Origin of the sequence: Geodermatophilus tzadiensis (assembly GCF_003002915.1) — a bacterium.
GTDB lineage: Bacteria > Actinomycetota > Actinomycetes > Mycobacteriales > Geodermatophilaceae > Geodermatophilus > Geodermatophilus tzadiensis.
In genome coordinates this window covers 88,035-112,052 of record NZ_PVTG01000016.1, presented here as the reverse complement: position 1 = coordinate 112,052, position 24,018 = coordinate 88,035, and the positions used below count along the sequence as shown (strand labels likewise).

Genomic DNA, 24,018 nt, shown 5'->3' with positions numbered 1-24,018 from the left:
CGCGGCCGGATGCAGGACCCGTCAGCCCGGACGGGACAGGGACACGCCGAAGTCGCCGTCGGGGTCGGTCCACCAGTGCGTCAGCCGCAGGCCGGCGTCGGCGAGCTCGGCCTCGACCCGCTCGCGGCGGAACTTCGCCGACACCTCCGTGCGCAGCTCCTCGCCCGCGGCGAAGGGGACCTCGAGGTCGAGCGCCGGCACCCGCACCACCTGGTCGGTGCGCGAGCGCAGCCGCATCTCGATCCACTCGTTCGCCGGGTCCCAGAGCGCGACGTGGTCGAAGGCGTCGGGGTCGACGTCGGCCCCCAGCTCGCGCCGGAGCACCCGCAGCACGTTGCGGTTGAACTCCGCGGTGACCCCGGCCGCGTCGTCGTAGGCCCGCACCAGCCGGCCGGGGTCCTTGACCAGGTCGGTGCCGAGCAGGAACGAGTCGCCGGGCCGCAGGCCGGCGGCCAGGTCGCGGAGGAACGCCGCCCGAGGCTCCGGCTCGAGGTTGCCGATCGTCGAGCCGAGGAACGCCACCAGCCGCCGTCCGGAACGGGGCAGCAGGCCCAGGTGCCGGGTGAAGTCGCCGACGACGGCGTCGACAGCGACCCCCGGGTACGCGGCGGTGATCGCCGCGCCGGCCGCCTCGAGCACCGACGGGTCGACGTCGACGGGCACGAACCGGCGCAGCGTGCCCGCGGCGCGCAGCGCGTCGAGCAGCAGCCGGGTCTTCTCCGAGGTGCCGCTGCCGAGCTCCACCAGCACGTCGGCGCCCGACGCCGCGGCCATCTCCCCGACGTGCGCCTCGAGCACCGCCCGCTCGGCGCGGGTGGGGTAGTACTCGGGCAGCCGGGTGATCCGGTCGAACAGCTCGCTGCCGCGGGCGTCGTAGAACCAGCGGGGCGGCAGCGACCTCGGCGTCGCGGTCAGCCCGGCGAGCACGTCGGCGCGCAGGTCGGCCGCGGCGTCGCCGGGGGCGAGGTGGCGGGTGAGCGAGTCGGTCACGGGGCTCCTCTGCCGGGAGTCGGGGTGCTCGGGGTCGGGGTGCTCGGGGTCGGGGCGAGTGCGGTGACGGTCAGCCCGTCGGGGGTCACCTCGACCAGGCAGCGGTCGGGGACGTCGGTCCAGGCGGGGTCGTCGTCCCAGGGCTCGCTGGCCAGCGCCGTGCCCTCGTCGGTGACCAGCGCCGAGAGCGTGTCGCCCCAGGTGGTGGCCAGCAGCCGGGCGCCGTCGGCGGCCAGCAGGTTGAGCCGGGCGGCGGGGTCGGCGGTGCCCACCTCGCGGACGACGTCGCCGAGCGCGTCGGGACCGCGGTCGAAGACCAGCGCCGCGAGCAGCGCGCTGTCGACGGTCGACTCGGCGTCGCGCACGGGGGGCAGCACCGCGCGGTCGACCCGGCCGTTGTGCGACAGCAGCCAACGGCCGTCGGTGAACGGGGCGACGGCGCTCTCCTCCAGCGGCATGCCCACGGTGGCCGAGCGGACGGCGGCGACCACGCAGCCCGAGGACAGCACCGACGCCACCGAGGCGAACGACGGGTCGCCCCACAGCGGCCGCGCCGACCGCCACCGGGCCGGCTGCGGGCGTCCGGGCGCGTAGAAGCCCACGCCCCAGCCGTCGGCGTTGACCGTGCCGTACCGCTGCCGCCGCGGTGCCCACGACTGCACCAGCAGCGACGACGGCGGCTCGAGGACCAGCTGCGCCAGCGTGCGCGGCCGGCCGAGCCAGGCGAGGTGGCGGCACATGCCTACGCGTCCCAGGCCAGCCGGAAGCCGCTGAACACCTGCCGGCGGACCGGGTGGTCCCAGTTGCGGAAGCTCGGCCGCAGGATCGACGACGCCACCGACCACGCGCCGCCGCGCAGCACCCGGTAGTCGCCGCCGAAGAAGGGCGCGGAGTAGTCGGCGTAGAGCATCGGCGTGAAGCCCGGCCACGGCGTGAAGCCCGACGACGTCCACTCCCAGACGTCGCCGACCAGCTGCTCGGCGCCGTACGCGGACGCGCCGGCCGGGTAGGCGCCCACGGGGGCCGGCCGCAGTGCGGAGCCGTCGAGGTTGGCCAGCGCCGGCGTCGGCTCGGGATCGCCCCACGGCCAGCGCCGTCGCCGTCCGGCAGCCGGGTCCCAGGCGGCGGCCTTCTCCCACTCGGCCTCGGTGGGCAGCCGGGCCCCGGCCCAGGCGGCGTAGGCCTCGGCCTCGAAGAACGTCACGTGCTGCACCGGCTCGTCGCCCGGGATCTCCTCGAGGACGCCGAAGCGGGTGCGCACCGTGCCGTCGGGGCTCCAGTACTGCGGCCGCTGCAGGCCGGCCTCCTGCCGGTGCGCCCAGCCCCGCCCGGACCACCAGCGCGGGGTGTCGTAGCCGCCGTCGGCGACGAAGGCGGCGTACTCGGCGTTGGTCACCGGGACCCGGCCGATGCGGAAGGCGGGCAGGTCGACGACGTGGGCCGGCCGCTCGTTGTCCAGGGAGAACGGCTCGTCGGCGGCGTCGACGCCGAGCACGAACGGCCCGCCGGGCACCGGCACCGACGTTCCGGCCACCCCCGGCCGGCCGGGCGGCAGCGGCGTGCCCGCGCCCAGCAGCGGCGGGCCGGTGCGGACGGCCAGCGCCTGCAGCATCGTCTCGTCGTGCTGCTGCTCGTGGCTGACGACCATCGCGACGTCGAACGGGTCGCCGTCGTCGTCGCGCCCGAGCCGCTCCAGCCGCTCGAGCACCCGCGCGCGGACCTCGCGGCCGTAGGCGCGCGCCTCCACCGGCGGCAGCAGCGGCAGCCGGGCCCGCACCGCCCGGGGCTGGGCGAAGGCGTCGTAGAGCGCCTCGACCGCCGGGGGCAGCAGCCCGGGACGGCGGGCGTCCCCGCGGCGCAGCAGCCAGAGGTCCTCCTGCTGCGCGACGTGCGCGAGGTCCCACACCAGCGGGCTGAGCAGCGGGGTGTGCTGGCGCAGCAGCTCGGGCTCGTCGTGGTCGGTGAGCAGCAGCGTGCGCGCCCGGGCGGCCTCGAGGTCGCGGGCGAGCTGCTCGGTCGCCGTCACGGGTGCACCTCCGTGGTCCCGGCCTCGGTGCCGGCCAGGAGGGCGGCGGCCGGGCCGCCGGTGCGCGCCGCGTCGAGCAGCGCGTCCCCCGGGCAGCGGCCGGCCGCGGCGAGGTCGGCGAGGGCCTGTGCCGCCGGCCGCAGGGATGGCGGGACGGCGGGCAGCGCGGCGGCCAGGGAGCGCACCGCCGCCGTCCGCAGCGCGGGGTCGGCCAGCCCGTCGCGGGCGGCGCGGTCCCAGGCGCCGGCCACCGGCGCGGTCGCCTCGGCCGCGGCGTCGGCGGCGGCGGGGTCGTCGAGCAGGGCGGCGGTGACCGCGGCCAGCGCCGGCCACCAGGGCTCGGGCGCGGCGTCGAGGTAGCGGATCTCCAGGTAGCCGCGCGGGCGCACCGGCGGGAACAGCGTGGACAGGTGGTAGTCGAGGTCGGCCGTCGTCGGCCGGCGCCCGCCCAGCGGGGCGGCGCCGGTGACCCAGTCGGCGAAGCGGGTGCGTCCCGGCACCGGCTCGGCGTCGCCGGTGGCGGGGTCGCGCACCAGCATCACCGGGGCGGCCAGGGCGTAGGCGGCCCACTCGCCAGCCGGGTCGGCCCCGCCGAGCAGCGGACCGCAGCGCGCCTGGTCCAGCGCGCCCCACACCTGCTGCCGGGACGACCGCCAGCCCGTGGCCCGCCCGCCCAGCAGCGGGGAGCACGCCGAGACGGCCACCAGCACCGGGCCGAGCTGGTGGGCCAGCGCCACCCGGCGGCTCCACCCCGCGGGCGGGCCGGCGTCCAGGTTGACCTGCAGCGACGCGGTGGCGGTCATCATCGCCGTCCCGGGGGTGCCGCAGCCGACGGCGGTGAAGTGCCGCTCCATGGCGCGGTAGCGGGGCGCCGGGCACACCCGGGCCGGCCGCCGCAGCGGGTCGGTGCCCACCGGCGCCAGGGCCAGCCGGCGGGCGGCCAGCACCCCGGCCAGCACGGTGCGGTCGGCCCGCAGCGCGGCCACCGCCGTCCCCGCGTCGGGCGCCGGCGGGCCGGAGAGCTCGACCTGCCCGCCCGGCTCGACGGTGACCCGGCTGCCGCCGGGCAGCGCCGGGACGGCGGCCAGCGCGGCGGTCACCCGGCCCCACGGCACGCGCGCGGCCGGGCGGTCGAGGTCGACGAGGTGCGCCTCGAGCTCCAGGCCCACGGCGCCGACCGGTCCCGGCCGCAGCGCGGCACCGGTGACGTGGGCGACGGCGGCGTCCAGGTCGAGCGCCGTGCGCTCCTCCACCGCAGGCGTCACGGGTCCACCCCCCTCCAGGTCCGGACCGGTCGGCGAGCGACCGCGGGTCGGTGCGGGGGCGGCCTCTCGCGGCCGTCCTCGACTCCCATCCAGGCACGCCACGGCGCCGGTGACAACCCCTCCGGGCGGCCGGTCCCCTGCCGTGTGACGGCGTTCGCGGGACGATGCCCGGGTGGATGTCCCCCGCGACCGGGACGCGGAGGGGCGGGCCCGCAACGCCCGTCCGCGCGACGCCCTGGGCCGCCCGCTGCCCCGCGGCGCGGCGGGGGAGGAGCGGGCGCCCGAGGGGGTGCCGCGGACGCCGGACGAGGCGCTGACCGAGGCGCAGCGGCTGCTCGACGCCGACCGCCCCTTCCACGCCCACGAGGTGCTCGAGGACGCCTGGAAGGCCGCGCCCGAGGTCGAGCGGCAGCTGTGGCGGGGCCTGGCGCAGCTGGCCGTGGGGCTCACCCACGCCGCCCGCGGCAACGCCCGCGGGGCCACGCGGCTGCTGGAGCGCGGCGCGGGCAACGTGGCCGCCTACGCCGGCGCGCCGCCCCACGGGGTCGACGTCGCCGGGCTGCTCGCCTGGGCCGCGGACCCGGCGCGGGCCGGGGTGGGCCGGCCGCCGCAGCTGCGGGGGCCTGGTCCGGGTCGCCGGGCCGGGGGAGACTGCGCCCACGGGCAGACGGGAGGGGAACGATGAGGAGCTACGAGGCGGTCACCCGCATCGACGCGGGCCCGGAGGAGGTCTGGCGGCACCTGGTCGACGTCGGCAGCTGGCGGGACTGGGACTCCGGCGTCGACCGCGTCGAGGGCCGGGTCGCCCTCGGCGAGCGGCTGACGCTGTACGCGACCATGATCCGCAGCCGCCCCTTCTCCGTCACCGTCACCGAGCTCCGGCCGCGGGAGGCCATGCGCTGGCGCGGCGGGCTGCCCCTCGGGCTGGCGGTCATCGAGCGCACCTACGGCCTGGACGCGCAGGACGACGGCTCCACGGTGCTCACCGTCCGCGAGGACCAGACCGGGCCGCTGGCCTGGGTCACCGAGCGCGCGACGCCGGACCTCAACCCCTCGTTCCGCCAGTTCTGCGCCGGCATCAAGGCCCGCGCCGAGGCGGCCACCCGCGCCTCGGGCTGACCGGCCCGGCCGGGGCGACCGGTCCGCCGTCAGGTGACCGTCGTGACCACTGTGACCGAAACCACCTCCCGCGGCCTCCGGGTGTCACGATGGGCAGCGCCATGAGCACCGACACCGCGAGCGCCCAGCCCGCCTCCACGCCCAGCGCCGACGACACCTCCCCCGGTGACCCCGCCGCCGTGCCCCGCGGGCCGGTGACCTCGGCGTCCTACTCGATCACCGTGCGCCTCACCGCCGACGGCGACCCGGCCAGCATCGGCCGCATCGCCACCGCGGTGGGCCAGGCCGGCGGCGCGGTGACCGCCATCGACGTCGTCGAGTCCCGGTCCGACGGGCTGACCGTGGACGTCACCTGCTCGGCGGCCGACGCCGCGCACTCGGAGGAGATGGTCGCCGCGCTGCGCGCCGTCCCCGGCGTCACCGTGCGCAAGGTGAGCGACCGCACCTTCCTCCTGCACCTGGGCGGCAAGCTCGAGATCGCCTCGCGGGTGCCGCTCAAGACCCGCGACGACCTCTCGATGGCCTACACGCCCGGGGTGGCGCGGGTGTGCCTGGCGCTCGCCGAGCACCCCGAGGACGTGCGCCGGCTGACCATCAAGGGCAACACGGTCGCCGTCGTCACCGACGGGTCGGCGGTGCTCGGGCTCGGCGACCTCGGCCCGGGCGCGGCGCTGCCGGTGATGGAGGGCAAGGCCGCGCTGTTCAAGCGGTTCGCCGACATCGACGCGTGGCCCATCTGCCTGGACACCCAGGACGTCGACGAGATCGTGCGCGCCGTCGAGCTCATCGCGCCCGGCTTCGGCGGCATCAACCTCGAGGACATCGCCGCCCCGCGGTGCTTCGAGATCGAGGCCCGGCTGCGCGCGAAGCTCGACATCCCGGTGTTCCACGACGACCAGCACGGGACGGCGATCGTCGCGCTGGCCGCGCTGCGCAACGCCCTGCGCGTGGTGGACAAGCGGCTGCCCGACGTCCGGATCGTCGTCGCCGGGGCCGGGGCCGCAGGGTCGGCGATCGTGCACCTGCTGCTGGAGGCCGGTGCCGGCCAGGTGCTGGTGTGGGACCGCGAGGGCATCCTCTCGCCCGACGACGACCGGCTCTCCCCGTCCAAGCGGGCGCTGGCCGAGCAGACCAACCCCGCGTGCACCCGTGGCGAGCTGCCCGACGCGCTGGTCGGCGCCGACGTCTTCATCGGCGTGAGCGCGGCCAACGTGCTGCCGGTCGAGGCGCTGGCCGCGATGGCCGAGCGGGCGGTCGTGTTCCCGATGGCCAACCCGACGCCGGAGGTCGACCCGGTGCGGGCCCGCCAGCACGCCGCCGTCGTCGCCTCGGGCCGGTCGGACCTGCCCAACCAGATCAACAACGTGCTGGCCTTCCCCGGCGTCTTCCGCGGCCTGCTCGACGCCCGCGCCACCGAGATCAGCGACGGGATGCTGCTGGCCGCGGCCGAGGCGCTCGCGGCGGTGGTGCGCGACGACCAGCTCAACGCGAACTACATCATCCCGAGCGTGTTCGACCCGGCGGTGACGCCGGCGGTCGCCGCCGCCGTCGCCGAGCAGGCCCGCGCCGAGCCCGGCGCGACCGCCCCCGTCACCGAGCGGATGAGCTCGTCCGGCTGACGTGTGCACTTCCGCGGAGATGCCCGGGGCATCTCCGCGGAAGTGCACACGATCGGGGACGACGGGAGGCGGCGACGACGGGGATCATGGCCGGGTGCCCGAGTTGCCCGAGGTGGAGGCGCTGGCCGCGTTCCTCCGCGGAAACGCCGTCGGCCGGGTCGTCGCGCGCGTCGACCTGTCCGCCGTCCAGGCCATCAAGACCTTCGACCCGCCGCTGAGCGCGCTGGCCGGGCTGGAGGTCACCGGCGCCGCGCGGCACGGCAAGTTCCTCGACCTCGACGTCTCCGGCCTGCACCTGGTCGTGCACCTGGCCCGCGCCGGGTGGCTGCACTGGCGCACCGGCCTGCCCGCGGCCCCGCCCAAGCCGGGCAAGGGGCCGCTCGCCCTGCGCGTCCACCTGGACCCCCTGGACACCGACCCGCCCGCCCCGGGCTTCGACCTCACCGAGCAGGGCACCCGCAAGGGCCTCGCGGTGTACGTCGTCCGGTCGGCCTCGGAGGTGCCCGGCGTCGCCCGGCTGGGCCCCGACGCCCTCGAGGTCGACCGCGACACCTTCGCCCGGCTGATGGCCGGCCGGTCGGGGCAGCTCAAGGGCGCGCTCACCGACCAGACGCTGCTCGCCGGCATCGGCAACGCCTACTCCGACGAGATCCTGCACGCCGCCCGCCTCTCGCCGTTCAAGATGGCCGACAAGCTCACCGACGACGAGGTGCTCCGCCTGCACGACGCCGTCCGGGCCACCCTCACCGACGCGCTGCGGCGCCAGGTCGGGCAGCGGGCGGCGACGCTCAAGGGCGAGAAGCGCTCCGGCCTGCAGGTGCACGCCCGCACCGGCCTGCCCTGCCCGGTGTGCGGCGACACGGTGCGCGAGGTGAGCTTCGCCGACACCTCGCTGCAGTACTGCCCGACCTGCCAGACCGGGGGCAAGCCCCTGGCCGACCGGCGGATGAGCAAGCTGCTGCGCTGACCGCCGTCAGGACGGGCGCGCCGCGCGCCAGGCCGCCAGGCGGGCGACCGCCGCGCTGCCCAGGCCGGCGTCCCCGGGCTCGTCGGGGCCGGCCGTGCCGACGGCGGACCACCAGTCCTCCAGCGGCGGGGGCGCGAGGACGTCGACCCGCTCCCCGGGGCGCGGGACGACGACCTGCACGTCCGAGCGGGCGGCGGCCGCGAGCAGGCGCTGCACCGGCTCGGCCCACCGGTGGAAGGCCAGGTTGAAGGTGGCCCAGTGCACCGGGAGCAGCACCCGGCCGCCGAGGTCGCCGTGCGCGCGCACCGCCTCCTCGGGGTCCATGTGGATGGTCCGCCACGCCTCGTTGTAGGCGCCGATCGGCAGCAGGGCGAGGTCGAAGGGGCCCAGCCGGGCGCCGATGCCGGCGAAGGCGGGGGTGTAGCCGGTGTCGCCCCCGAAGAAGACGCGGTGCCGGGGACCGGCGACCACCCACGACGACCACAGCGTGGTGTCGCGGGTGAGGTAGCGGCCGGAGAAGTGCCGGGCCTCGGTGCAGGTGAGCGTCAGGCCGCCGACGGTCGTCGCGCCGTCCCAGTCCAGCTCGACCACCCGGTCCTCGGGCACGCCCCAGTGCCGCAGGTGCACGCCCACCCCCAGCGGGACGACGAACGGCGCGTCCTGCTGCTCGACCAGCGCGCGCACGGTGGGCAGGTCGAGGTGGTCGTAGTGGTCGTGGCTGATCAGCACGGCGTCGACCCGGGGCAGGCTCTCCAGCGCGACCGGGGGCTCGTGCAGCCGCGTCGGGCCGAACACCGGCGAGGGCGAGACGCGGTGCCCCCACACCGGGTCGACCAGCACCCGGGCGCCGTTCACCTCGAGCAGCGCGCTGGAGTGCCCGAACCAGGTGACGGCGAGCTCGCCGGCCTCGGCCGGGATCTCCGGGCGGGCGAGCGGCACCGGCCGCGCGGGCAGGCCGACGTGCCGGTCGTCGTGCCACTGCCGGAGCAGGCCCCGCCGCGCGTTGGGCGGCGGCAGCGAGGGCGTGCTCAGCGTGTTGTGGAACCGGCCCTCCGACCACTGGGGCGACCCGGCCACCGTCGGGCGGATCTCGCGCCGCCCGGCACCGATGGCGGTCGGCAGCCCCCAGGCGGCGCGCGCGACGAACGCGGCGGGCAGGGCGAGGAGGGCGGCGGTCAGGGCGGTGCGGCGGCGGGCTCGGCTGCGGGGTGGCACGCCCTCCAGCATCCCAGCCGTTCCTGGAGGAGGCCGGGGCGGCGGGGTGTGCCGTACGGTTCCCGGGTCCGGATCTGCCGACCGTTGCCGTACGGCAACCCGGGAGGGCGCGTGGACGCCGAGGACGAGGTGCTCGTCGGTTTGGCCCGGACCGTCGTCGGGATCTCCACCCGTGCGGCCGCTGCGCTCGGCGGGGTGTCACTGGTGCAGCTGCGGGCGCTCACCGTGCTGTCCGAGCTGCCCGACGCGTCGCTCGCCGATCTGGCCCGCGGCGTCGGCGGCAGCGTGTCGACCACCAGCCGGCTGGTGGACCGGCTGGTCGTCGCGGGGCTGGTGGACCGCCGGCCCTCCACCGCCAGCCGGCGCGCGATCAGCCTGCGGCTCACGCCCCGGGGCGCCGACCTGCTCGACCGCTACGACCGGCTGCGCCTGGTCGAGCTGCGCGCCGGGCTGGCGGGGCTGGCCGAGGACCGCCGCGACGCCGTGCTCGGCGCGCTCGCGGAGTTCGCGGCGGCCACGCGCCGCGCCGCGTCTCCGGTCCGGCGTGACGAGGGCGGGCACGACGTGGGCGGGGAGTCCGCGTGCTTCCTGCACCTGGTGTGTCCCGAGTGCGGCCGGGTGGCCGACGAGGCCCCGCCCACGCGCTGTCCCGGGTGCGGCGCCGAGCTCACCGGCTACTGAGTCGGCGCTCCGCCGTCCTCCTTCACCGCAGCGCGTCCTACCGCACCGCAGCGCGTCCTACCGCACCGCAGCGCGTCCTACCGCGCCGCAGCGCGTCCGACCGCACCGCCCACCGTCGGGGAGGACACGCGACGATCAGGTCACCTGGTCCTCGCCGCCCCTCGCGAAGTCGGACAGCGCGCGGCGCAGCGCCACCCCGGGCCGGTCGGCGCGCACGTGCAGCTCGTCGCGCGGCCCCAGCGGCAGGCCGACGGCGGCGACCCGCGCCTGCAGCGCGAGGTCCTCGGCGAGCTCCTGCTCCGCAGCGGCGGCCTCCGCGGCCACGGCGTCCGGTGCGGGCAGCGGCTGCCCGGGCCCGGCCGACAGCAGCAGGCAGGTGTAGACCCGGGTCGAGTCGGCGTCCTCGGGCTGCAGCACGACCAGCCGGGTGCTCACCGCGCCGGACGCCGGCGACTCCAGCCGCAGCCGCAGCTGGAACGGCGCCCGGTGGGTCCAGGTGGCCACCCGGTGCGCGGCGGACCCCGCCGGCCCGTCGCGCCGGTGTTCCGACACGGCCGAGAAGCCGCCGGGCTCGGAGGTGACCTCGGGGACCGGCACCCCCGTCCCGCCCCACCGCCCGTGGACGAACGGGAGGTGCGCGACGTCGAGGAGGGTGTCGGCGAGCGGACCCGCGGCGCCGGCCGACCGCGACGGCGTCAGCCAGCGGGAGACGAAGCCCCGGTCGCCGTGCTCGGGCAGCTCGAGCGGGACGTCGCGCGGCTCGGCCGGCGCCAGCCACACCAGACCGAATCGCTCGCGCACGCCCCACGCGGGCGGGTCGGCCGACAGCCCGTCGGGGGTGCGCGACAGCGACCAGGTCCGGCCGAGCAGCCGCACCTGCAGCCAGCCGCCGGGGCGCAGCTCGCGGGCGAGCGCCACCGGGTGCCAGGCGTGCTCCAGCGAGGGGTGGAGGTTGCCGAACACCGGTCCGGACGGCGGCGCGGGCGCCGGCACCGGCTCCGGGCGCGGCTCGCCCACCGGGGCAGGCGGGGCGACCACCGCGGTGCGCTCGGGCGCCAGCCACACCCAGCCGTGCCGCTCCTCGACCGCCCAGGGCACCGGCAGGTCGGCCCGCGGCGGCGCCGTCCCCTGCGGACCCAGAGAGGGGAGGTCCACGCAGCGGCCCTCGGCGTCGAACCGCCAGCCGTGGTACGGGCACCGCAGCCGGCCGTCCACGACGGTGGCCGCCGCCAGCGGCACCAGGCGGTGCGGGCAGCGCGCCGGGAAGGCGCTCACCTCACCGCCCGGCCGCAGCCGGACGACGACCCAGGACCGGCCGCCGGCGCCCACCGGCAGCGGCGTCGTCCCGACCTCGGTGGCGCGCGCCACCGGGAACCAGCCCGTCGACCGTGCGGTCGGCGGCATCCCCGTCACTGTCATGCCCCATTGCAGCGCCGCAGCGCTACCGCGGCGTTACGGCCACCGGAAGCCCAGGTCACGTTCTCATCCCGTTGCGCACAACCGGACGGTGTCGACCGCTATGGTGAGCGCGCTCACAGCATGGCGACGTCCCGACCATGCCCCACGACGACGAGGGAGCGACCCGTGACCCCACCCGCCGAGCGGCGGTTGCTGACAGCGGAGGAGTACCGGCAGGCGCAGGACTCCCCGGAGTTCACCGAGCTCCGGCGGCGGTTCCGCCGCTTCGCCTTCCCGATGACGGTGGCCTTCCTGGCCTGGTACCTGCTCTACGTCCTGCTCTCCACCTACGCGCCCGACTTCATGGCGACGCCGGTCTTCGGCAACGTCAACGTCGGGATCCTGCTCGGGCTGGGGCAGTTCGTCTCGACCTTCGTGATCACGCACCTGTACGTGGCACACGCGAACCGGAAGACCGACCCGATCGCCGACGACATGCGCGAGCGGCTCGAGCACCACGACTACGCCTCCACCACCCGCGGCACCACTCGCGGCACCGGCGGCGCCGACCTGGGCAAGGGCGGTGCCACGCGTGGCTAGCGTCCTCGCCGCCGACGGGGCGACGGCCACCGTCGGCAACCCCGCGGTCAACATCTCCATCTTCGGCGTCTTCGTGCTGATCACCCTGGTGATCACCTTCCGGGCCAGCCGCAACAACAAGAGCGCGGCCGACTACTACGCGGCCGGCCGCAACATCAGCGGCACCCAGAACGGCCTGGCCATCGCCGGTGACTACCTCTCGGCGGCGTCGTTCCTCGGCATCGCCGGGGCCATCGCCGTCTACGGGTACGACGGCTTCCTGTACTCGATCGGCTTCCTCGTCGCCTGGCTCGTGGCGCTGCTGCTGGTCGCCGAGCTCATGCGCAACACGGCCCGGTACACGATGGCCGACGTCCTGGCCTTCCGGATGCGGCAGGGCCCGGTGCGCACGGCGGCGGCGATCTCGACGCTGGCGGTCTCGCTGTTCTACCTGCTGGCCCAGATGGCCGGCGCCGGCGGCCTGGTGACGCTGCTGCTGGGCGTCACCGGTGAGGCCGCGCAGGCGCTCGTCGTCGTCCTGGTCGGCGCCCTGATGATCATCTACGTGCTGGTCGGCGGCATGCGCGGCACCACGTACGTGCAGATCATCAAGGCCACGCTGCTGATCGCCGGTGCCCTGGTGATGACCTTGTGGGTCCTGGCGCTGTACGGCTTCAACCTCTCGTCGCTGCTCGGCGACTCGGTGGCCAACGCCGTCGAGGGCCGCGACGTCCTCGCCCCGGGCGCGCAGTACGGCGCCACCGGCACCTCGAAGCTGGACTTCGTCTCACTCGGCCTGGCCCTGGTGTTCGGGACGGCGGGGCTGCCGCACGTGCTCATGCGCTTCTACACCGTGCCGACGGCGAAGGACGCGCGTCGCTCGGTCGTCTGGGCGATCTGGCTGATCGGCATCTTCTACCTGTTCAGCCTGGTGATCGGTTACGGCGCCGGCGCGCTGGTCGGGCCGGAGACCGTCCTCGGCGCCCCGGGCGCGGTGAACTCCGCCGCTCCGCTGCTGGCCTTCGAGCTCGGCGGCACGGTGCTCCTCGGCATCATCGCCGGCGTCGCGTTCGCCACGATCCTCGCGGTGGTCGCCGGCCTGACGATCACCGCGTCGGCCTCCTTCGCGCACGACGTCTACGCGTCGGTGATCAAGAAGGGGCAGGTGTCCCCGAACGGGGAGGTGCGGGTCGCCCGGATCACCGCCGTGGTCATCGGGGCCGTCTCGATCGGCCTGGGCATCCTGGCGCTGCAGGCCGGGCTGAACATCGCCTTCCTGGTGGCGCTGGCCTTCGCCGTCGCCGCGTCGGCCAACCTGCCGACCATCCTCTACACGCTGTTCTGGAAGCGGTTTACCACCCAGGGCGCGCTGTGGTCGATGTACGGCGGGCTGATCGCCTGCATCGTGCTGATCATCTTCTCGCCGGTCGTGTCGGGTGCGCCGGTCAACCCGGCCACGGGCCTGTCCCCGTCGCTGTTCCAGGACGTGGACTTCCACTGGTTCCCGCTGAACAACCCCGGCATCGTGTCGATCCCGCTGTCGTTCTTCCTCGGCTGGCTGGGCACGATCCTGTCCAAGGAGAAGCCGGACCTCGACAAGAACGCCGAGCTCGAGGTGCGCTCGCTCACCGGGATCGGGGCGGAGAAGGCCGTCCAGCACTGAGGAAGGACCACCCTGCCCCCACGCCTCGCTCCACTCGGCGCGGGACCCTGCAGGGCGGCCGTTCCAGGACGTCACGAGGCGAGGCGCGCGTCCCCATCGGGGGGCGCGCGCCTCGCGCGTTCGGGCGGCCCGGACGGGTGGGGGGCCTCGTCCGGGGGCGTCCGACCGCACCGCAGCGCGTCCGACCGGACGGTGGGACGTCGGGTGGGACGCGCGACGTTCGAGGCGGCCTCCCTGCAGGGGCCCGTCGCGAGCCTGCGAGCGGTGGGGGGCGGGGAGGTCCTCTCTCTGATCGTCGCCGCGCGGTCTCAGGCGGCCCGGACGGCCGGGGCGGGATCGACGGCCAGGGGCTCGGCCGGGAGGGCGGCGTCGACCGCGCGGACGGCGGCGGCGGTGCCGGGCGCGCTGCGGCGGGAGCGGCGCAGCGTCCAGCGGGCCGCCAGCGCGGTGAGCAGGACCAGCCCGGCGAGGGCCGCGCGGGCCGAGCCGGTGGCGGCGGCGGCGACCGCGACGGCCAGCGCCGCGGCGTAGACGGCGGTCAGCAGGACGGCGGGGGTGGGCAGGTGCACGGGGGACCTCCGGGAGGAGGCGCCCGCCGGGCCGGCGGCCGGGCGGAGAGGAGCCCGGACGCCGGCGCGGCGACGGCGCGGTGGGTCGAGGTCAGTGCCTCACTTGAGCAGGTCCTTGGCCTTCTGCAGCATCGTGTGGGCCTCGGTCTGCGGGGTGCTGTAGAGACGCGGGTCGCCCGGCGGCAGCGTCGGGGCATCGGCGGTGGCCTCGATCGCCGCGGCGCGGAAGGTGCCCTTGCCGTCGATCGAGGGACCGGACGCCCAGCGGCCGTTGGCGGCCTCGGGGCCGTCGGAGGCCTGGATGAAGGTGTAGCCCAGGTCGCCGACCTCCTCGTCGAGCGGGAACGCCTCCGGCACCGGCAGCCCCTCGAGGCCGTCCTCCTTGAGCTGCTCGACCGCCGCCAGCCACTGCTGCTGGTGCATGTGGTCGCGGGTGATCAGGAAGCGGAGCATGTCCTTGACGCCCGGGTCGTCGGTCATGTTGTAGATGCGGGCCACCTGCAGTCGGCCCTGCATCTCGGCCGTGGCGTTGTAGTAGAAGTCGGCCATCAGGTTGCCGCTGGCGGTCACGTACGCGCCGGTCCACGGGTTGCCCATGCTGTCCATGTAGGACGCCGCCTGGCCGTTCTGGATCAGGTGCTGCGGGTTGTGCTGCCCGTAGCCGGCTGCCGCCTCCTTGGTGCGGTCGGCCGAGTCGGGCTTGAGCGGCGCGTGGTCGAGCAGCCGGTCGATCATCGTGATGATCATCTCGACGTGCGCCAGCTCCTCGGTGCCGATCGAGAGCAGCATGTCCTTGTACTTGCCGGGCAGCCGGCAGTTCCAGCCCTGGAGCAGGTACTGGGTGGCGACGGTCATCTCGCCCCACTGACCGCCGAGGATCTCCTGCATCTTGCGGGCGAAGTCCGGGTCGGGGCCGTCGGGCTTGGCCTCGTACTGCAGGGCGTGGGTGTGCGTGAACACGGGCTCTCCTCGGTGCGTCGTCGCGTCGCCGCCGCTGCGGTGACACCCCGGATCTGCCCGCGCCCCGTGGCCCACCCGTGCCGTCCCCTGGCCCCCCGGTGCCATTTCCTCTGTCGGCCTACCGTCCTCCGACCGCGACCAGGTGCCGTCCCCTTGTCGGGCCGAGCCCTCCCGGCACTCGGTCGCGGGACCCTCCGGGCCCCACTCCTCGCGCCGCCTCGCGAGGCGGCTCACGTCCGGAGTGCGGCCACGTGCCAGGAAGGGCCTCGGTGCCCTCCCGGCGCACGCGGCCGGGGCCTCAGCGGTCGGGGAGGGCGACGGTGAGCGTCAGGCCGGCGTCGGTCACCGCCCAGACGACGTGGCCGCCGAGGTCCTGGGTGTGCCGCTGCACCGACCACAGGCCCAGGCCGGTCAGGTCCACCGGCGGGGCGCCGCGGCGCAGGTACTGCACCACCCGCTCCGGGTGGGCGACGTCCTGGGTGAGCGCCAGGCGCACCCAGCCGGCGCGGCAGGTCACGGTCAGCAGCACCGGTGCGCCGTCGCCGTGCCGGTGGGCGTTCTCCAGCAGGTTGGTGAGGATCCGCTGCACCCGCGCGTCGCCCACCGTCACGTCGGAGGCGCAGTCCTGCACCGCCAGGGTGAGCCGGACGGCCGGCAGTCCGGCCGCGGCGGTCGAGGCGCGGACGACGTCGCCGAGCAGCCGCCGCACCGGCCCCCGCCGCTCGGCACCCCCGGTGGCGTCCGCGGTGCGCAGCATCGAGGACAGGTGCGCGGTCTGCGCGCGGGCCAGGTCGAGGAGCTCCCCGCGGTCCGGGCCGGCCTCCGGAACCGGCCGGTCGAGGGTGCGCAGCAGCGCCTCGAGGGAGGCCAGCGGGCTGCGCATGTCGTGGCACATGGCCCGCAGCAGGGCGGACTCGGGCGTGGGCGGGGCCTCCTGCTCCGGGCGGGGGACGGGCACGGTGCGCCGCAGGTGGGCGCGCAGCACGTGGGCCAGGTCGGTGAGCAGCCCGCCGGGTCGGTCGGTCCGCGGTGTGTCGGGGGCCAGGGTCACGGGCACCTCCGGGGTGTGCGTTCGGCCAGCACCGCCGGGTGTGACGGGATGGACGAGGAGGGTCGTGTCGACCGACGCCGCTGCTGAGCGTCAGAGTCACGTGGACGTGGTCGTCGTCGACGACCACCCGCTGTTCAGCCGGGGACTGTCCCTGCTGCTGCCGGGGGTGAGCGAGGGCCGGGTGCGCGTCGTCGCCACCACCGACGACGCCTCGGCCGCCGCCGCGCTGGTGCGCCGGCACCACGCCGACGTCGCCGTCGTCGACCTGCACATGCCGCCGCCGGGTGGGGTGCGGGCGATCGCGGCGATCCGCCGGGCCGACCCGGTGGTCCGCGTCGTGGCCCTGTCCGGGCTGGCCGAGGCGGACGCCGCGCTGGAGGCGCTGCGCGCGGGCGCGGCCGGCTTCCTGCCCAAGACCGCCGACCCGGAGTCGCTGGTGCGGCCGCTGCTGGCCGTCCTCGACGGCTGGTCGGTGGTGCCCGAGGCGCTGCTGCGCCAGCTGCTCGAGGAGGCCGCACCCACCGGCGAGCAGACCGTCGCCGACCGGCTGACCAGCGACGAGCGGCGGCTGTGGCGGCTGGTGGCCGACGGCACGAGCACCGTCGACATCGCCACGACGCTGCACGTCTCCGAGCGCACCGCCAAGCGCCTGGTCGCCTCCCTGCTGCGCAGCCTCGGCGTGGCCACCCGGGTGGAGGCCGCAGCGCTGGCCGGCCGGGTCGGCCTGGGGAAGGGAGCCGGCGGACTGCGCTGAGCGGCCGACGAGCCGCGGAGCGGGCGTCATCCCCGGCTCGGCTACCCGGGCCGGAGATCGACACGCTCCCGTTCCGCGGACCTGGCCCCGACGGGCCAGCCGGTCAGTCGCCGGCGCCGCGTGCGGTGGCCCAGCTCCCGGAGGCGGCCTCGGTGAACGGCCCGACGTCGGCCGCGGCCACGTCGATCGCCGCGTAGCCCCCGGTGCCCGCGCCGACGCAGGCGACCACCGTGGCCAGGCCCGCGCGGCGCTGGAACACGCTCTGCCGCACCTGCCAGCCGACGACGGCGCGCTGCTGCAGCACCGTCTGCTCGCGCACCAGCAGCCCGCTGCGGACGGCGAACGACCGCGGTCCGGCGACGTGCCCGAGCGCGGCGTAGCGGCCCAGCCCGAGCGGCACGCCGAGCACCGTGAGCACGACGCCGGCGGCCAGCAGTCCCCACCAGCCGGTGCCCGCCGTCAGCAGCCCGCCGGCCGCCGTCACGGCCAGGCCGGAGCCGATGGCGCGGGCCAGCCGCCGTCGCCGCGCGGCCGGTGGGTGGGCCACCAGCGGCCCGGGGTCGTCGACCAGCAGGCCGAGCAGCCGGACCGCCTCCGCGCGCGGCCCGAGCGGCAGCACCTGGCCGCGCCGGTGGGCCGCGCCGAGACCGGTGACGAGCGCGCCGACCCGCGCGGCCCGGACCAGGCGCATGCCCAGCCCCTCCGAGAGGGTGCCGCCGCGCACCCGGTCGACCTCGAGCTCGGTGTGCCGCCGCGTCACCAGCCCGCGGACGGCGACCAGCGACCCGCCGCGGCGGACCAGCCGGAACCCCCAGTTGACGACCGCGGCGCCCAGCACCGCGCCGAGCGCCAGCAGCAGCAGGGCGAGGACCACGCCCACGACCAGCACGCGGGTGTCGGTGAGGTCGGGGCCGGTGAGGTGGGGGCGCAGGCCCGCCGGGAGCTCCTGCAGCAGCCGCGACAGCGCACCCACCGCGGCCAGCGGCACGGCCAGGTAGCTGGCGACCAGCGGCGCGTAGAGCAGCCAGCGGGGGTCGAAGCGGGCGAGCTCCTCCTCGGCCGGCTCCTCCTCGGGCAGGGACGGTGCGGACGGGTCCGTCACCACGGCGGCCCGGCGGTGGGTGAGCACCGAGGTGCGCAGCCGGTCGCCCTCGGCGCGGGTCAGCCCGTCGACGACGACCTCCTCGTCGCCGCCGGTCACCGCGCCGGCCGCGGCGTCGACGCGCACCCGCACCAGGCCGAACAGCCGGTGCAGCGCGGGGGCCTCGACCTCCACGCCGCGGATGCGGTCGTTGGGCACGGTGCGCACCGAGCGGGCCAGCAGGCCGCGGGTCACCACCACCGCGCCGGGGGTGTCGGCGTAGGTGGTGCGCCACCAGGTGAGCGCGGCGAACAGCAGCGACAGCGCCGTCACCGCCACCACGAGCCCGACGACGACGCCGGGGCCGTCGATCCCCACCGCGGCCACGACCGGGATCGCGGCGGGCACCACCTGGCGGGCCTGCCGGAAGGTGATCGTGTGCACGAGGACGACCAGCGGGGAGCTGCGGCGCGGGGCGGTGACCTCGGGCGCCGTCTGCCAGGGAGCCGTCGTCACGTCGCCTCGTCGCGGACCTGCTCGGCCCGCCGGGCGAGGTCGTCGGCGACCCGGTGGGCGACGGCGACCTCCAGGTGCGGCACCCGCACGGTGCCCTGCGAGGAGGCGGTGAGCACCGCGACGCTGGCCAGGCCGTAGAGCTGCTGCAGCACGCCGCGGGTGACGTCGACGGTCTGGATGCGCGCGACCGGCACCAGCGTCCAGGTGCGGGTCAGCCAGCCGGTGAGGGCGTGCACCGTCTCCTCGGTGACCTCCCACCGGTGCACGCGGTACCGGATCCACGGCCGCACCGCGATGGCGAGCACCGCGTAGACGGCCAGCAGCACCGGCAGCAGCCAGCGCAGCACCGGGAGCGGGCCGCCGGCCGACTCGGGGACGCCGAGCACCACCACGGCCACCAGGACGCCGTAGACCAGGGTGCCGATCACCCCCTGGGTGACCCACAGCCAGATCGCCGAGCGGGACAGCGACCAGGCCGGCACGCGGACCGGCGGCGCGGGGGGAGCGGACATCGCCGTCCATCCTCCCAGCCCGGGCCGCGGTCCGGCCGGTGCCCGCGCCACCTGGGAGAGTGGGGTCGTGATGCCACAGCAGGTCCCGACCGTGCCCGCCGACGAGGTGCCCGAGGACGCCGTGCTGCTCGACGTCCGGGAGGACGGCGAGTGGGTGGCCGGCCACGCGGAGGGCGCCACCCACATCCCGATGGGCGACGTCCCCGCGCGACTGGACGACGTGCCCGAGGGCGACCCCGTCTACGTCGTCTGCCGCAGCGGCGGGCGCTCGGCGCGGGTGGCCGCCTGGCTCAACCAGAACGGCTACGACGCGGTCAACGTCGGCGGCGGGATGGGCGCGTGGGAGGCGGCCGGCCGGCCCATGGTGAGCGAGACCGGCCAGCCGCCCTTCGTGCGTTAGCCCTCCTGCAGGGGCCCGCCGCGAGCGTGCGAGCGGTGGGGGGCAGGGGACCTCTCCTCAGCTGGAGGACACGCGGTCGGCGAACCGGCTGCGCAGGTCCTTCTTGGAGAACTTGCCGACGCTGGTCTTGGGCACCTCGTCGATGAACTCCACCGCGTCGGGCATCCACCACTTGGCCACCTGCGGCCGGAGGTGGTCGAGGACCTCCGCCTCGGTCATGTCCTCGCCCTCCTTGAGGACGACGCAGGCCAGCGGCCGCTCGTCCCACTTCGGGTGCGGGATGCCGACGACCGCGGCCTCCTTGACCTTCGGGTGGCTCATGATCGCGTTCTCCAGGTCCACCGAGCTGATCCACTCGCCGCCGGACTTGATCAGGTCCTTGGTGCGGTCGGCGATGCGGATCGAGCCGAAGGAGTCCATGGCCGCGACGTCGCCGGTGCGCATCCAGCCGTCCTCGGTGGTCAGCTCCACGCCGGCGTCGGGGTTGTAGTAGTCCTGCGCGCACCACGGGCCGCGGACCTGCAGCTCGCCGGTGGCCTTGTCGTCCCAGGGCTGCGGCTCGAGGGTGTCGGCGTCGACGATGCGCGCCTCGACACCGAGGAACGGGATGCCGGCCCGGGCGCGCTGGGCGGCCTTGCTCTCGTCGTCGAGGTCGTCGAAGCGCGGCGGCAGGATGCCCGAGGAGGCGACCGGGTGGGTCTCGGTCATGCCCCACGCCTGCAGGATCGGCAGCCCGACCTGCTCGCGGTAGGCCTCGCTCAGCGCCTTGGGCACCGCCGACCCGCCGCAGCCGATGTCGCGCAGCTTGTGCGGCTTGCCGGCCAGGTGCGGCAGCACGCCCTGCCAGATGGTCGGCACGCCCGCGGTGAAGGTGACGCCCTCCTCGACGATCAGCCTGGCCAGGGCCTCGGGCTGCATCATCGGGCCGGGCATGACCAGCGAGGCGCCGGCGGCGGGGGCGGCCTGCGCGATGCCCCACGCGTTGGCGTGGAACATCGGCACGACCGGCATGGCGACGTCGCGGATGCTCAGCCCGAAGGCGTTGGGCATGAGCACGCCCATGGTGTGCAGCCACGTCGAGCGGTGCGAGTAGACGACGCCCTTGGGGTTGCCGGTGGTGCCCGAGGTGTAGCACATCGAGGCGGCGCTGTACTCGTCGGTGACGTGGAAGTCGACGGGGGAGGCCTCGGCCAGCAGCGCCTCGTAGTCGGAGACGCGCGGGTCGTCGGGGATCTCGTTGTCGCCGCCGTCGTCCATGACCACGACGTGCCGGACGGTCTTCATCGTGTCGACCAGCGGCCAGAACAGCGGCAGGACGGTGCGGTCGACGAAGACCACCTCGTCCTCGGCGTGGTTGGCGATGTAGGTCAGCTGCTCGGGGAAGAGCCGGATGTTGAGGGTGTGCAGCACCCGGCCGGTGGACGGCGCGGCGAAGTAGAGCTCGAGGTGGCGCTGGCTGTTCCAGCCGAAGGTGCCCACCCGGCCGTCGGCGCTGATGCCCAGGGTGTCGAGCACGCCGCCGAGCCGCCGGGTGCGGTCGGCCCACTCGGCGTAGGTGCTGCGCACCGGCCCGGTGGGGCTGCCGGTGACGATCGTCCCGTCGCCGTAGTGCTGCTCGACGTGCCGGAAGATCGCGTCGATGGTGAGAGGGAAGTCCTGCATGAGCCCGCGCATGGGCGCATCGTGCCAGTGACCGGGCTCACGCTCCACCGCTGGTCGGACCGTCCCGTCCGGTACCTCGGGTCGGCAGCTCGTACTCCGCGAACCGGGTGCGCAGGTCCTTCTTGCTGAACTTGCCGACGCTGGTCTTGGGCACCTCGTCGATGAACTCCACCGCGTCGGGCAGCCACCACCTCGCCACCAGCGGCCGCAGGTGCTCGACGAGCTCCTCGGGGGTGAGCGTCGCACCCGGCCGCAGCACGACGCAGGCCAGCGGCCGCTCGTCCCACTTGGGGTGCGGGACGCCGACGACGGCGGCCTCGGCCACCGCCGGGTGGCTCATGATCGCGTTCTCCAGGTCCACCGAGCTGATCCACTCGCCGCCGGACTTGATCAGGTCCTTGGTGCGGTCGGCGATGCGGATCGAGCCGAAGGAGTCCATGGCCGCGACGTCGCCGGTGCGCATCCACCCGTCCTCGGTGGAGAGCACCACGCCCGGGTCGGGGTCGTGGTAGTCGGCGGCGCACCACGGGCCGCGGACCTGCAGCTCGCCGGTGGCCTCGTCGTCCCACGGCAGCGCGTCGGTGGTGCCCGGCTCCACGATCCGCGCCTCGACGCCGAACACCGGGACGCCGGCCCGGGCCCGCTGCGCCGCCTTCGTGTCCTCGTCGGCGCCGGCGAGCCGGTGCGGCACCACCGCCAGCGAGGCCACCGGCGAGGTCTCGGTCATCCCCCAGCCCTGCAGCAGCGGCAGGCCGACCTGCTCCCGGTAGGCCTCCGACAGCGCCCGCGGCACCGCGGAGCCGCCGCAGGTGATCAGCCGCAGCCGGTGGTCGCGGCCGGCCAGGTGCGGCAGCACGCCCTGCCAGATGGTCGGCACGCCGGCGGTGAACGTCACGCCTTCGGCCACCAGCAGGTCGACCAGCGCCTCCGGCTGCATCATCGGCCCGGGGAAGACCAGCCCCGCGCCCGCCGCCGGGGCCGCGTAGGGCAGCCCCCAGGCGTTGGCGTGGAACATCGGCACGATCGCCATCGCGACGTCGTCGACGTTGAGGGCCAGCGCGTTGCCGCTGAGCACGGCCATCGTGTGCAGGTAGGTCGAGCGGTGCGAGTAGACGACGCCCTTGGGGTTGCCGGTGGTGCCCGACGTGTAGCACATCGAGGCGGCCCGCCACTCGTCGCGGACGCCGAACCCCGCGGGGGAGGCGTCGGCCAGCAGCGCCTCGTAGTCGTGCACGCGCGGGTCGTCGGGGACCTCGGCGTCACCGCCGTCGTCCATCACCACCACGTGCCGGACGGTCTTCATGGTGTCGACCAGCGGCCACAGCAGCGGCAGCAGCGTCCGGTCGACGAAGACCACCTCGTCCTCGGCGTGGTTGGCGGTGTAGGTCAGCTGCTCGGGGAACAGCCGGATGTTCAGCGTGTGCAGCACCCGGCCGGTGCAGGGGGCGGCGAAGTAGAGCTCCATGTGCCGGGTGGAGTTCCACGCGAAGGTGCCCACCCGGCCGTCGTCGGTGACGCCGAGGGTGTCCAGCACGCCGCCGAGCCGCCGGGTCCGCTCCGCCCACTCGGCGTACGTGCTGCGCTGGACGCCGCCGGGGCCGTTGCTGACCAGCTCCCGGTCACCGTGGTGCTCCTCGGCGTACCGGAAGACCGCGTCGATGGTGAGCGGGGTGTCCTGCATGAGGCCGCGCATGGCCGCATCCTGGCAGTGGCCCAGGTCACCACGGTAGGTCCCGTCCGCGCGCTCAGGGCGTGAGGACGACGGGCAGCTCGGCCAGTCCGCGGATGACGAACTCGGGACGGCGGCGCGCCGGGCGGGCCAGCTGCAGGTCGCGGGTGCGGGTGAGCAGCGCGCCGAAGGAGGCCTGCAACTCCACCCGCGCCAGCGGCGCGCCGATGCAGAAGTGCACGCCGGCGCCGAAGGAGACGTGCGGGTTGTCGGTGCGGCCGACGTCGAGGGTGTCGGGGGCGGCGAACACCGCCGGGTCGCGGTTGGCGGCGCCGAGCAGCGCGGCCACCTTCTGGCCCGCCCGCACGGCTTCCCCGCCGAGCTCGACGGCGGCGGTGGCGGTGCGCTCGAACAGCTGCAGCGGCGAGTCGAAGCGCATGAGCTCCTCGACCGCCGTGGGCAGGAGCGCGGGGTCCGCGCGCAGCCGCCGCAGCTGGTCGGGGTGCTCGAGCAGCGCGAGCAGGCCGTTGCCGCTGACGTTGACCGTCGCCTCGTGGCCGGCGTTGAGCAGCAGGATGCAGGTGGTGACCAGCTCGTCCTCGATGAGCCGGTCGCCCTCGGCGTCGCGGACGGTCACCAGGTGGGTGAGCAGGTCCTCGCCCGGGGTCCGGCGCCGCTCGGCGGCGAGCGCCCGCAGGTAGCCGACGAACTCCGCGGCCGCCCGCTCGGCGGCGTCCTCCGTGTCCGTCGTCCGGCCGTACTCGTACATCTTCACGATCGCGTTCGACCACGGCCGCAGCAGCGGCCGGTCGGCCTCCGGGACGCCGAGCAGCTCGGCGATGACCCCCACCGGGAGCTGCTCGGCCATCCCGGACAGGACGTCGACCGGCTCGCTGCCCCCGGAGCGCTCGACCAGGCCGTCGGCGAGCTCCCCCGCGTACCGCTCCACCCACGGCCGCAGCCGCTCGACGTGACCGCGGGCGAACGCGGCGCTGACCAGCCGGCGCAGCCGGGTGTGGTCGGGCGGCTCCATCTCCAGCAGCGCGTTGCGGTGGATGAGGTTGAAGGCGCCGAACCGGTCGCCGGGCTCGCGGTCCCGCCAGATGCGGCCCAGCCGCCGGTCGCGCAGCACGGCGTTGCTCTCCGCGTGGGTGAACGCCAGCCACAGCCCCAGGCCCTCGTGCCACTGCACCGGCGCGACCGCCCTGGCGGCGGCGAAGGCGGGGTAGGGGTCGGCGACGACGGCCGGGTCGGTGAGGTCGAGCGGTGCCACGGCGGGCACCCTAGGCGGCGCGGAGCGCCGCCGGCCCCCACCTACCCTG

Annotated in this window: 23 protein-coding genes; 9 read left to right on the top strand and 14 right to left on the bottom strand. The window is 75.9% G+C overall.

The genetic code is table 11. From position 1 onward, the window contains the following. Positions 1-21: 21 nt before the first annotated feature. The 4 genes from egtD to egtA are packed head-to-tail and all read right to left on the bottom strand — an operon-like array spanning position 22 to position 4,281. Complete coding sequence (egtD, locus tag LY71_RS18700; RefSeq protein WP_106280484.1) at positions 22-990, bottom strand: L-histidine N(alpha)-methyltransferase; 969 nt, start codon at positions 988-990, stop codon at positions 22-24. Beyond that, positions 987-1,730: an ergothioneine biosynthesis protein EgtC gene (gene egtC, locus LY71_RS18695; RefSeq protein ID WP_106280481.1), complete on the bottom strand. Its 744-nt coding sequence runs from the start codon at positions 1,728-1,730 to the stop codon at positions 987-989. Before egtC ends, egtD begins: the two co-directional genes overlap by 4 nt. Positions 1,731-1,732: 2 nt before the next feature. Beyond that, positions 1,733-3,016, bottom strand: a complete 1,284-nt coding sequence (egtB, locus tag LY71_RS18690) for an ergothioneine biosynthesis protein EgtB (RefSeq protein ID WP_106280478.1) — start codon at positions 3,014-3,016, stop codon at positions 1,733-1,735. Beyond that, positions 3,013-4,281, bottom strand: a complete 1,269-nt coding sequence (gene egtA, locus LY71_RS18685) for an ergothioneine biosynthesis glutamate--cysteine ligase EgtA (RefSeq protein ID WP_106280476.1) — start codon at positions 4,279-4,281, stop codon at positions 3,013-3,015. Before egtA ends, egtB begins: the two co-directional genes overlap by 4 nt. Before the next feature lie 172 nt (positions 4,282-4,453). On the opposite strand from egtA, the gene LY71_RS18680 reads away from it, so the two are divergent. From LY71_RS18680 to LY71_RS18665, 4 genes are all read left to right on the top strand, one after another. Continuing rightward, the gene (locus LY71_RS18680) at positions 4,454-4,966 is read left to right on the top strand and encodes a DUF309 domain-containing protein (protein WP_106280473.1); all 513 of its coding nucleotides are present in this window, start codon (positions 4,454-4,456) and stop codon (positions 4,964-4,966) included. Further along, entirely contained in the window at positions 4,963-5,400 is a 438-nt protein-coding gene (locus LY71_RS18675) for an SRPBCC domain-containing protein (RefSeq protein ID WP_106280471.1), read from the top strand. Before LY71_RS18680 ends, LY71_RS18675 begins: the two co-directional genes overlap by 4 nt. Before the next feature lie 101 nt (positions 5,401-5,501). Further along, entirely contained in the window at positions 5,502-7,019 is a 1,518-nt protein-coding gene (locus LY71_RS18670) for an NAD-dependent malic enzyme (protein WP_106280543.1), read from the top strand. Between the two features lie 94 nt (positions 7,020-7,113). Further along, positions 7,114-7,986 (top strand): Fpg/Nei family DNA glycosylase, encoded by an 873-nt coding sequence (locus tag LY71_RS18665; protein WP_106280469.1) that lies wholly within the window; start codon positions 7,114-7,116, stop codon positions 7,984-7,986. Positions 7,987-7,992: 6 nt separating this feature from the next. Here LY71_RS18665 and LY71_RS18660 read toward each other — a convergent pair whose 3' ends face one another. Next, the gene (locus LY71_RS18660) at positions 7,993-9,201 is read right to left on the bottom strand and encodes an MBL fold metallo-hydrolase (RefSeq protein WP_245888073.1); all 1,209 of its coding nucleotides are present in this window, start codon (positions 9,199-9,201) and stop codon (positions 7,993-7,995) included. Positions 9,202-9,312: 111 nt separating this feature from the next. Here LY71_RS18660 and LY71_RS18655 point away from each other — a divergent pair, with 111 nt between their 5' ends. After that, complete coding sequence (locus LY71_RS18655; protein ID WP_170121411.1) at positions 9,313-9,882, top strand: MarR family transcriptional regulator; 570 nt, start codon at positions 9,313-9,315, stop codon at positions 9,880-9,882. A 135-nt stretch (positions 9,883-10,017) separates the two neighbouring features. On the opposite strand, the gene LY71_RS18650 is transcribed toward LY71_RS18655, so the two are convergent. Continuing rightward, positions 10,018-11,286, bottom strand: a complete 1,269-nt coding sequence (locus LY71_RS18650; protein WP_106280462.1) for a Rieske 2Fe-2S domain-containing protein — start codon at positions 11,284-11,286, stop codon at positions 10,018-10,020. 180 nt (positions 11,287-11,466) lie between these two features. Here LY71_RS18650 and LY71_RS18645 point away from each other — a divergent pair, with 180 nt between their 5' ends. Both LY71_RS18645 and LY71_RS18640 read left to right on the top strand, forming a co-directional pair. Then, positions 11,467-11,880, top strand: coding sequence for a DUF485 domain-containing protein (locus tag LY71_RS18645; protein WP_211297419.1), 414 nt, complete (start codon positions 11,467-11,469; stop codon positions 11,878-11,880). After that, entirely contained in the window at positions 11,873-13,522 is a 1,650-nt protein-coding gene (locus tag LY71_RS18640; protein ID WP_106280459.1) for a solute symporter family protein, read from the top strand. The genes LY71_RS18645 and LY71_RS18640 overlap by 8 nt, the downstream gene beginning before the upstream one ends. Before the next feature lie 308 nt (positions 13,523-13,830). On the opposite strand, the gene LY71_RS24545 is transcribed toward LY71_RS18640, so the two are convergent. The 3 genes from LY71_RS24545 to LY71_RS18625 all read right to left on the bottom strand — a co-directional run bounded on the left by LY71_RS24545 (position 13,831) and on the right by LY71_RS18625 (position 16,102). After that, positions 13,831-14,091 (bottom strand): hypothetical protein, encoded by a 261-nt coding sequence (locus LY71_RS24545; RefSeq protein ID WP_106280457.1) that lies wholly within the window; start codon positions 14,089-14,091, stop codon positions 13,831-13,833. Between the two features lie 99 nt (positions 14,092-14,190). Continuing rightward, positions 14,191-15,051, bottom strand: a complete 861-nt coding sequence (locus LY71_RS18630) for a manganese catalase (protein ID WP_106280455.1) — start codon at positions 15,049-15,051, stop codon at positions 14,191-14,193. A 298-nt stretch (positions 15,052-15,349) separates the two neighbouring features. Beyond that, positions 15,350-16,102 (bottom strand): sensor histidine kinase, encoded by a 753-nt coding sequence (locus LY71_RS18625; RefSeq protein WP_106280453.1) that lies wholly within the window; start codon positions 16,100-16,102, stop codon positions 15,350-15,352. A 100-nt stretch (positions 16,103-16,202) separates the two neighbouring features. Between LY71_RS18625 and LY71_RS18620 the strand changes: the two genes are divergently transcribed. Beyond that, positions 16,203-16,856: a response regulator gene (locus LY71_RS18620; protein ID WP_106280450.1), complete on the top strand. Its 654-nt coding sequence runs from the start codon at positions 16,203-16,205 to the stop codon at positions 16,854-16,856. 103 nt (positions 16,857-16,959) lie between these two features. Here the strand turns inward: LY71_RS18620 and LY71_RS18615 are convergent, their stop codons facing one another. After that, entirely contained in the window at positions 16,960-18,453 is a 1,494-nt protein-coding gene (locus tag LY71_RS18615; RefSeq protein ID WP_106280448.1) for a PH domain-containing protein, read from the bottom strand. Next, the gene (locus LY71_RS18610) at positions 18,450-18,965 is read right to left on the bottom strand and encodes a PH domain-containing protein (protein ID WP_106280446.1); all 516 of its coding nucleotides are present in this window, start codon (positions 18,963-18,965) and stop codon (positions 18,450-18,452) included. Before LY71_RS18610 ends, LY71_RS18615 begins: the two co-directional genes overlap by 4 nt. 70 nt (positions 18,966-19,035) lie before the next feature. Here LY71_RS18610 and LY71_RS18605 point away from each other — a divergent pair, with 70 nt between their 5' ends. After that, positions 19,036-19,365 carry a rhodanese-like domain-containing protein gene (locus tag LY71_RS18605; protein ID WP_106280444.1) on the top strand — a complete coding sequence of 110 codons (330 nt, stop codon included), beginning with the start codon at positions 19,036-19,038 and terminating at the stop codon, positions 19,363-19,365. Between the two features lie 57 nt (positions 19,366-19,422). On the opposite strand, the gene LY71_RS18600 is transcribed toward LY71_RS18605, so the two are convergent. Genes LY71_RS18600 through LY71_RS18590 form a run of 3 tightly spaced genes read right to left on the bottom strand, consistent with a single transcriptional unit; the run spans position 19,423 to position 23,969 of the window. Next, the gene (locus LY71_RS18600; protein WP_106280441.1) at positions 19,423-21,039 is read right to left on the bottom strand and encodes a long-chain fatty acid--CoA ligase; all 1,617 of its coding nucleotides are present in this window, start codon (positions 21,037-21,039) and stop codon (positions 19,423-19,425) included. Positions 21,040-21,064: 25 nt separating this feature from the next. Next, positions 21,065-22,720: a long-chain fatty acid--CoA ligase gene (locus LY71_RS18595; RefSeq protein WP_106280439.1), complete on the bottom strand. Its 1,656-nt coding sequence runs from the start codon at positions 22,718-22,720 to the stop codon at positions 21,065-21,067. 52 nt (positions 22,721-22,772) lie between these two features. After that, positions 22,773-23,969, bottom strand: a complete 1,197-nt coding sequence (locus LY71_RS18590; RefSeq protein ID WP_245888072.1) for a cytochrome P450 — start codon at positions 23,967-23,969, stop codon at positions 22,773-22,775. Positions 23,970-24,018: the final 49 nt, after the last annotated feature.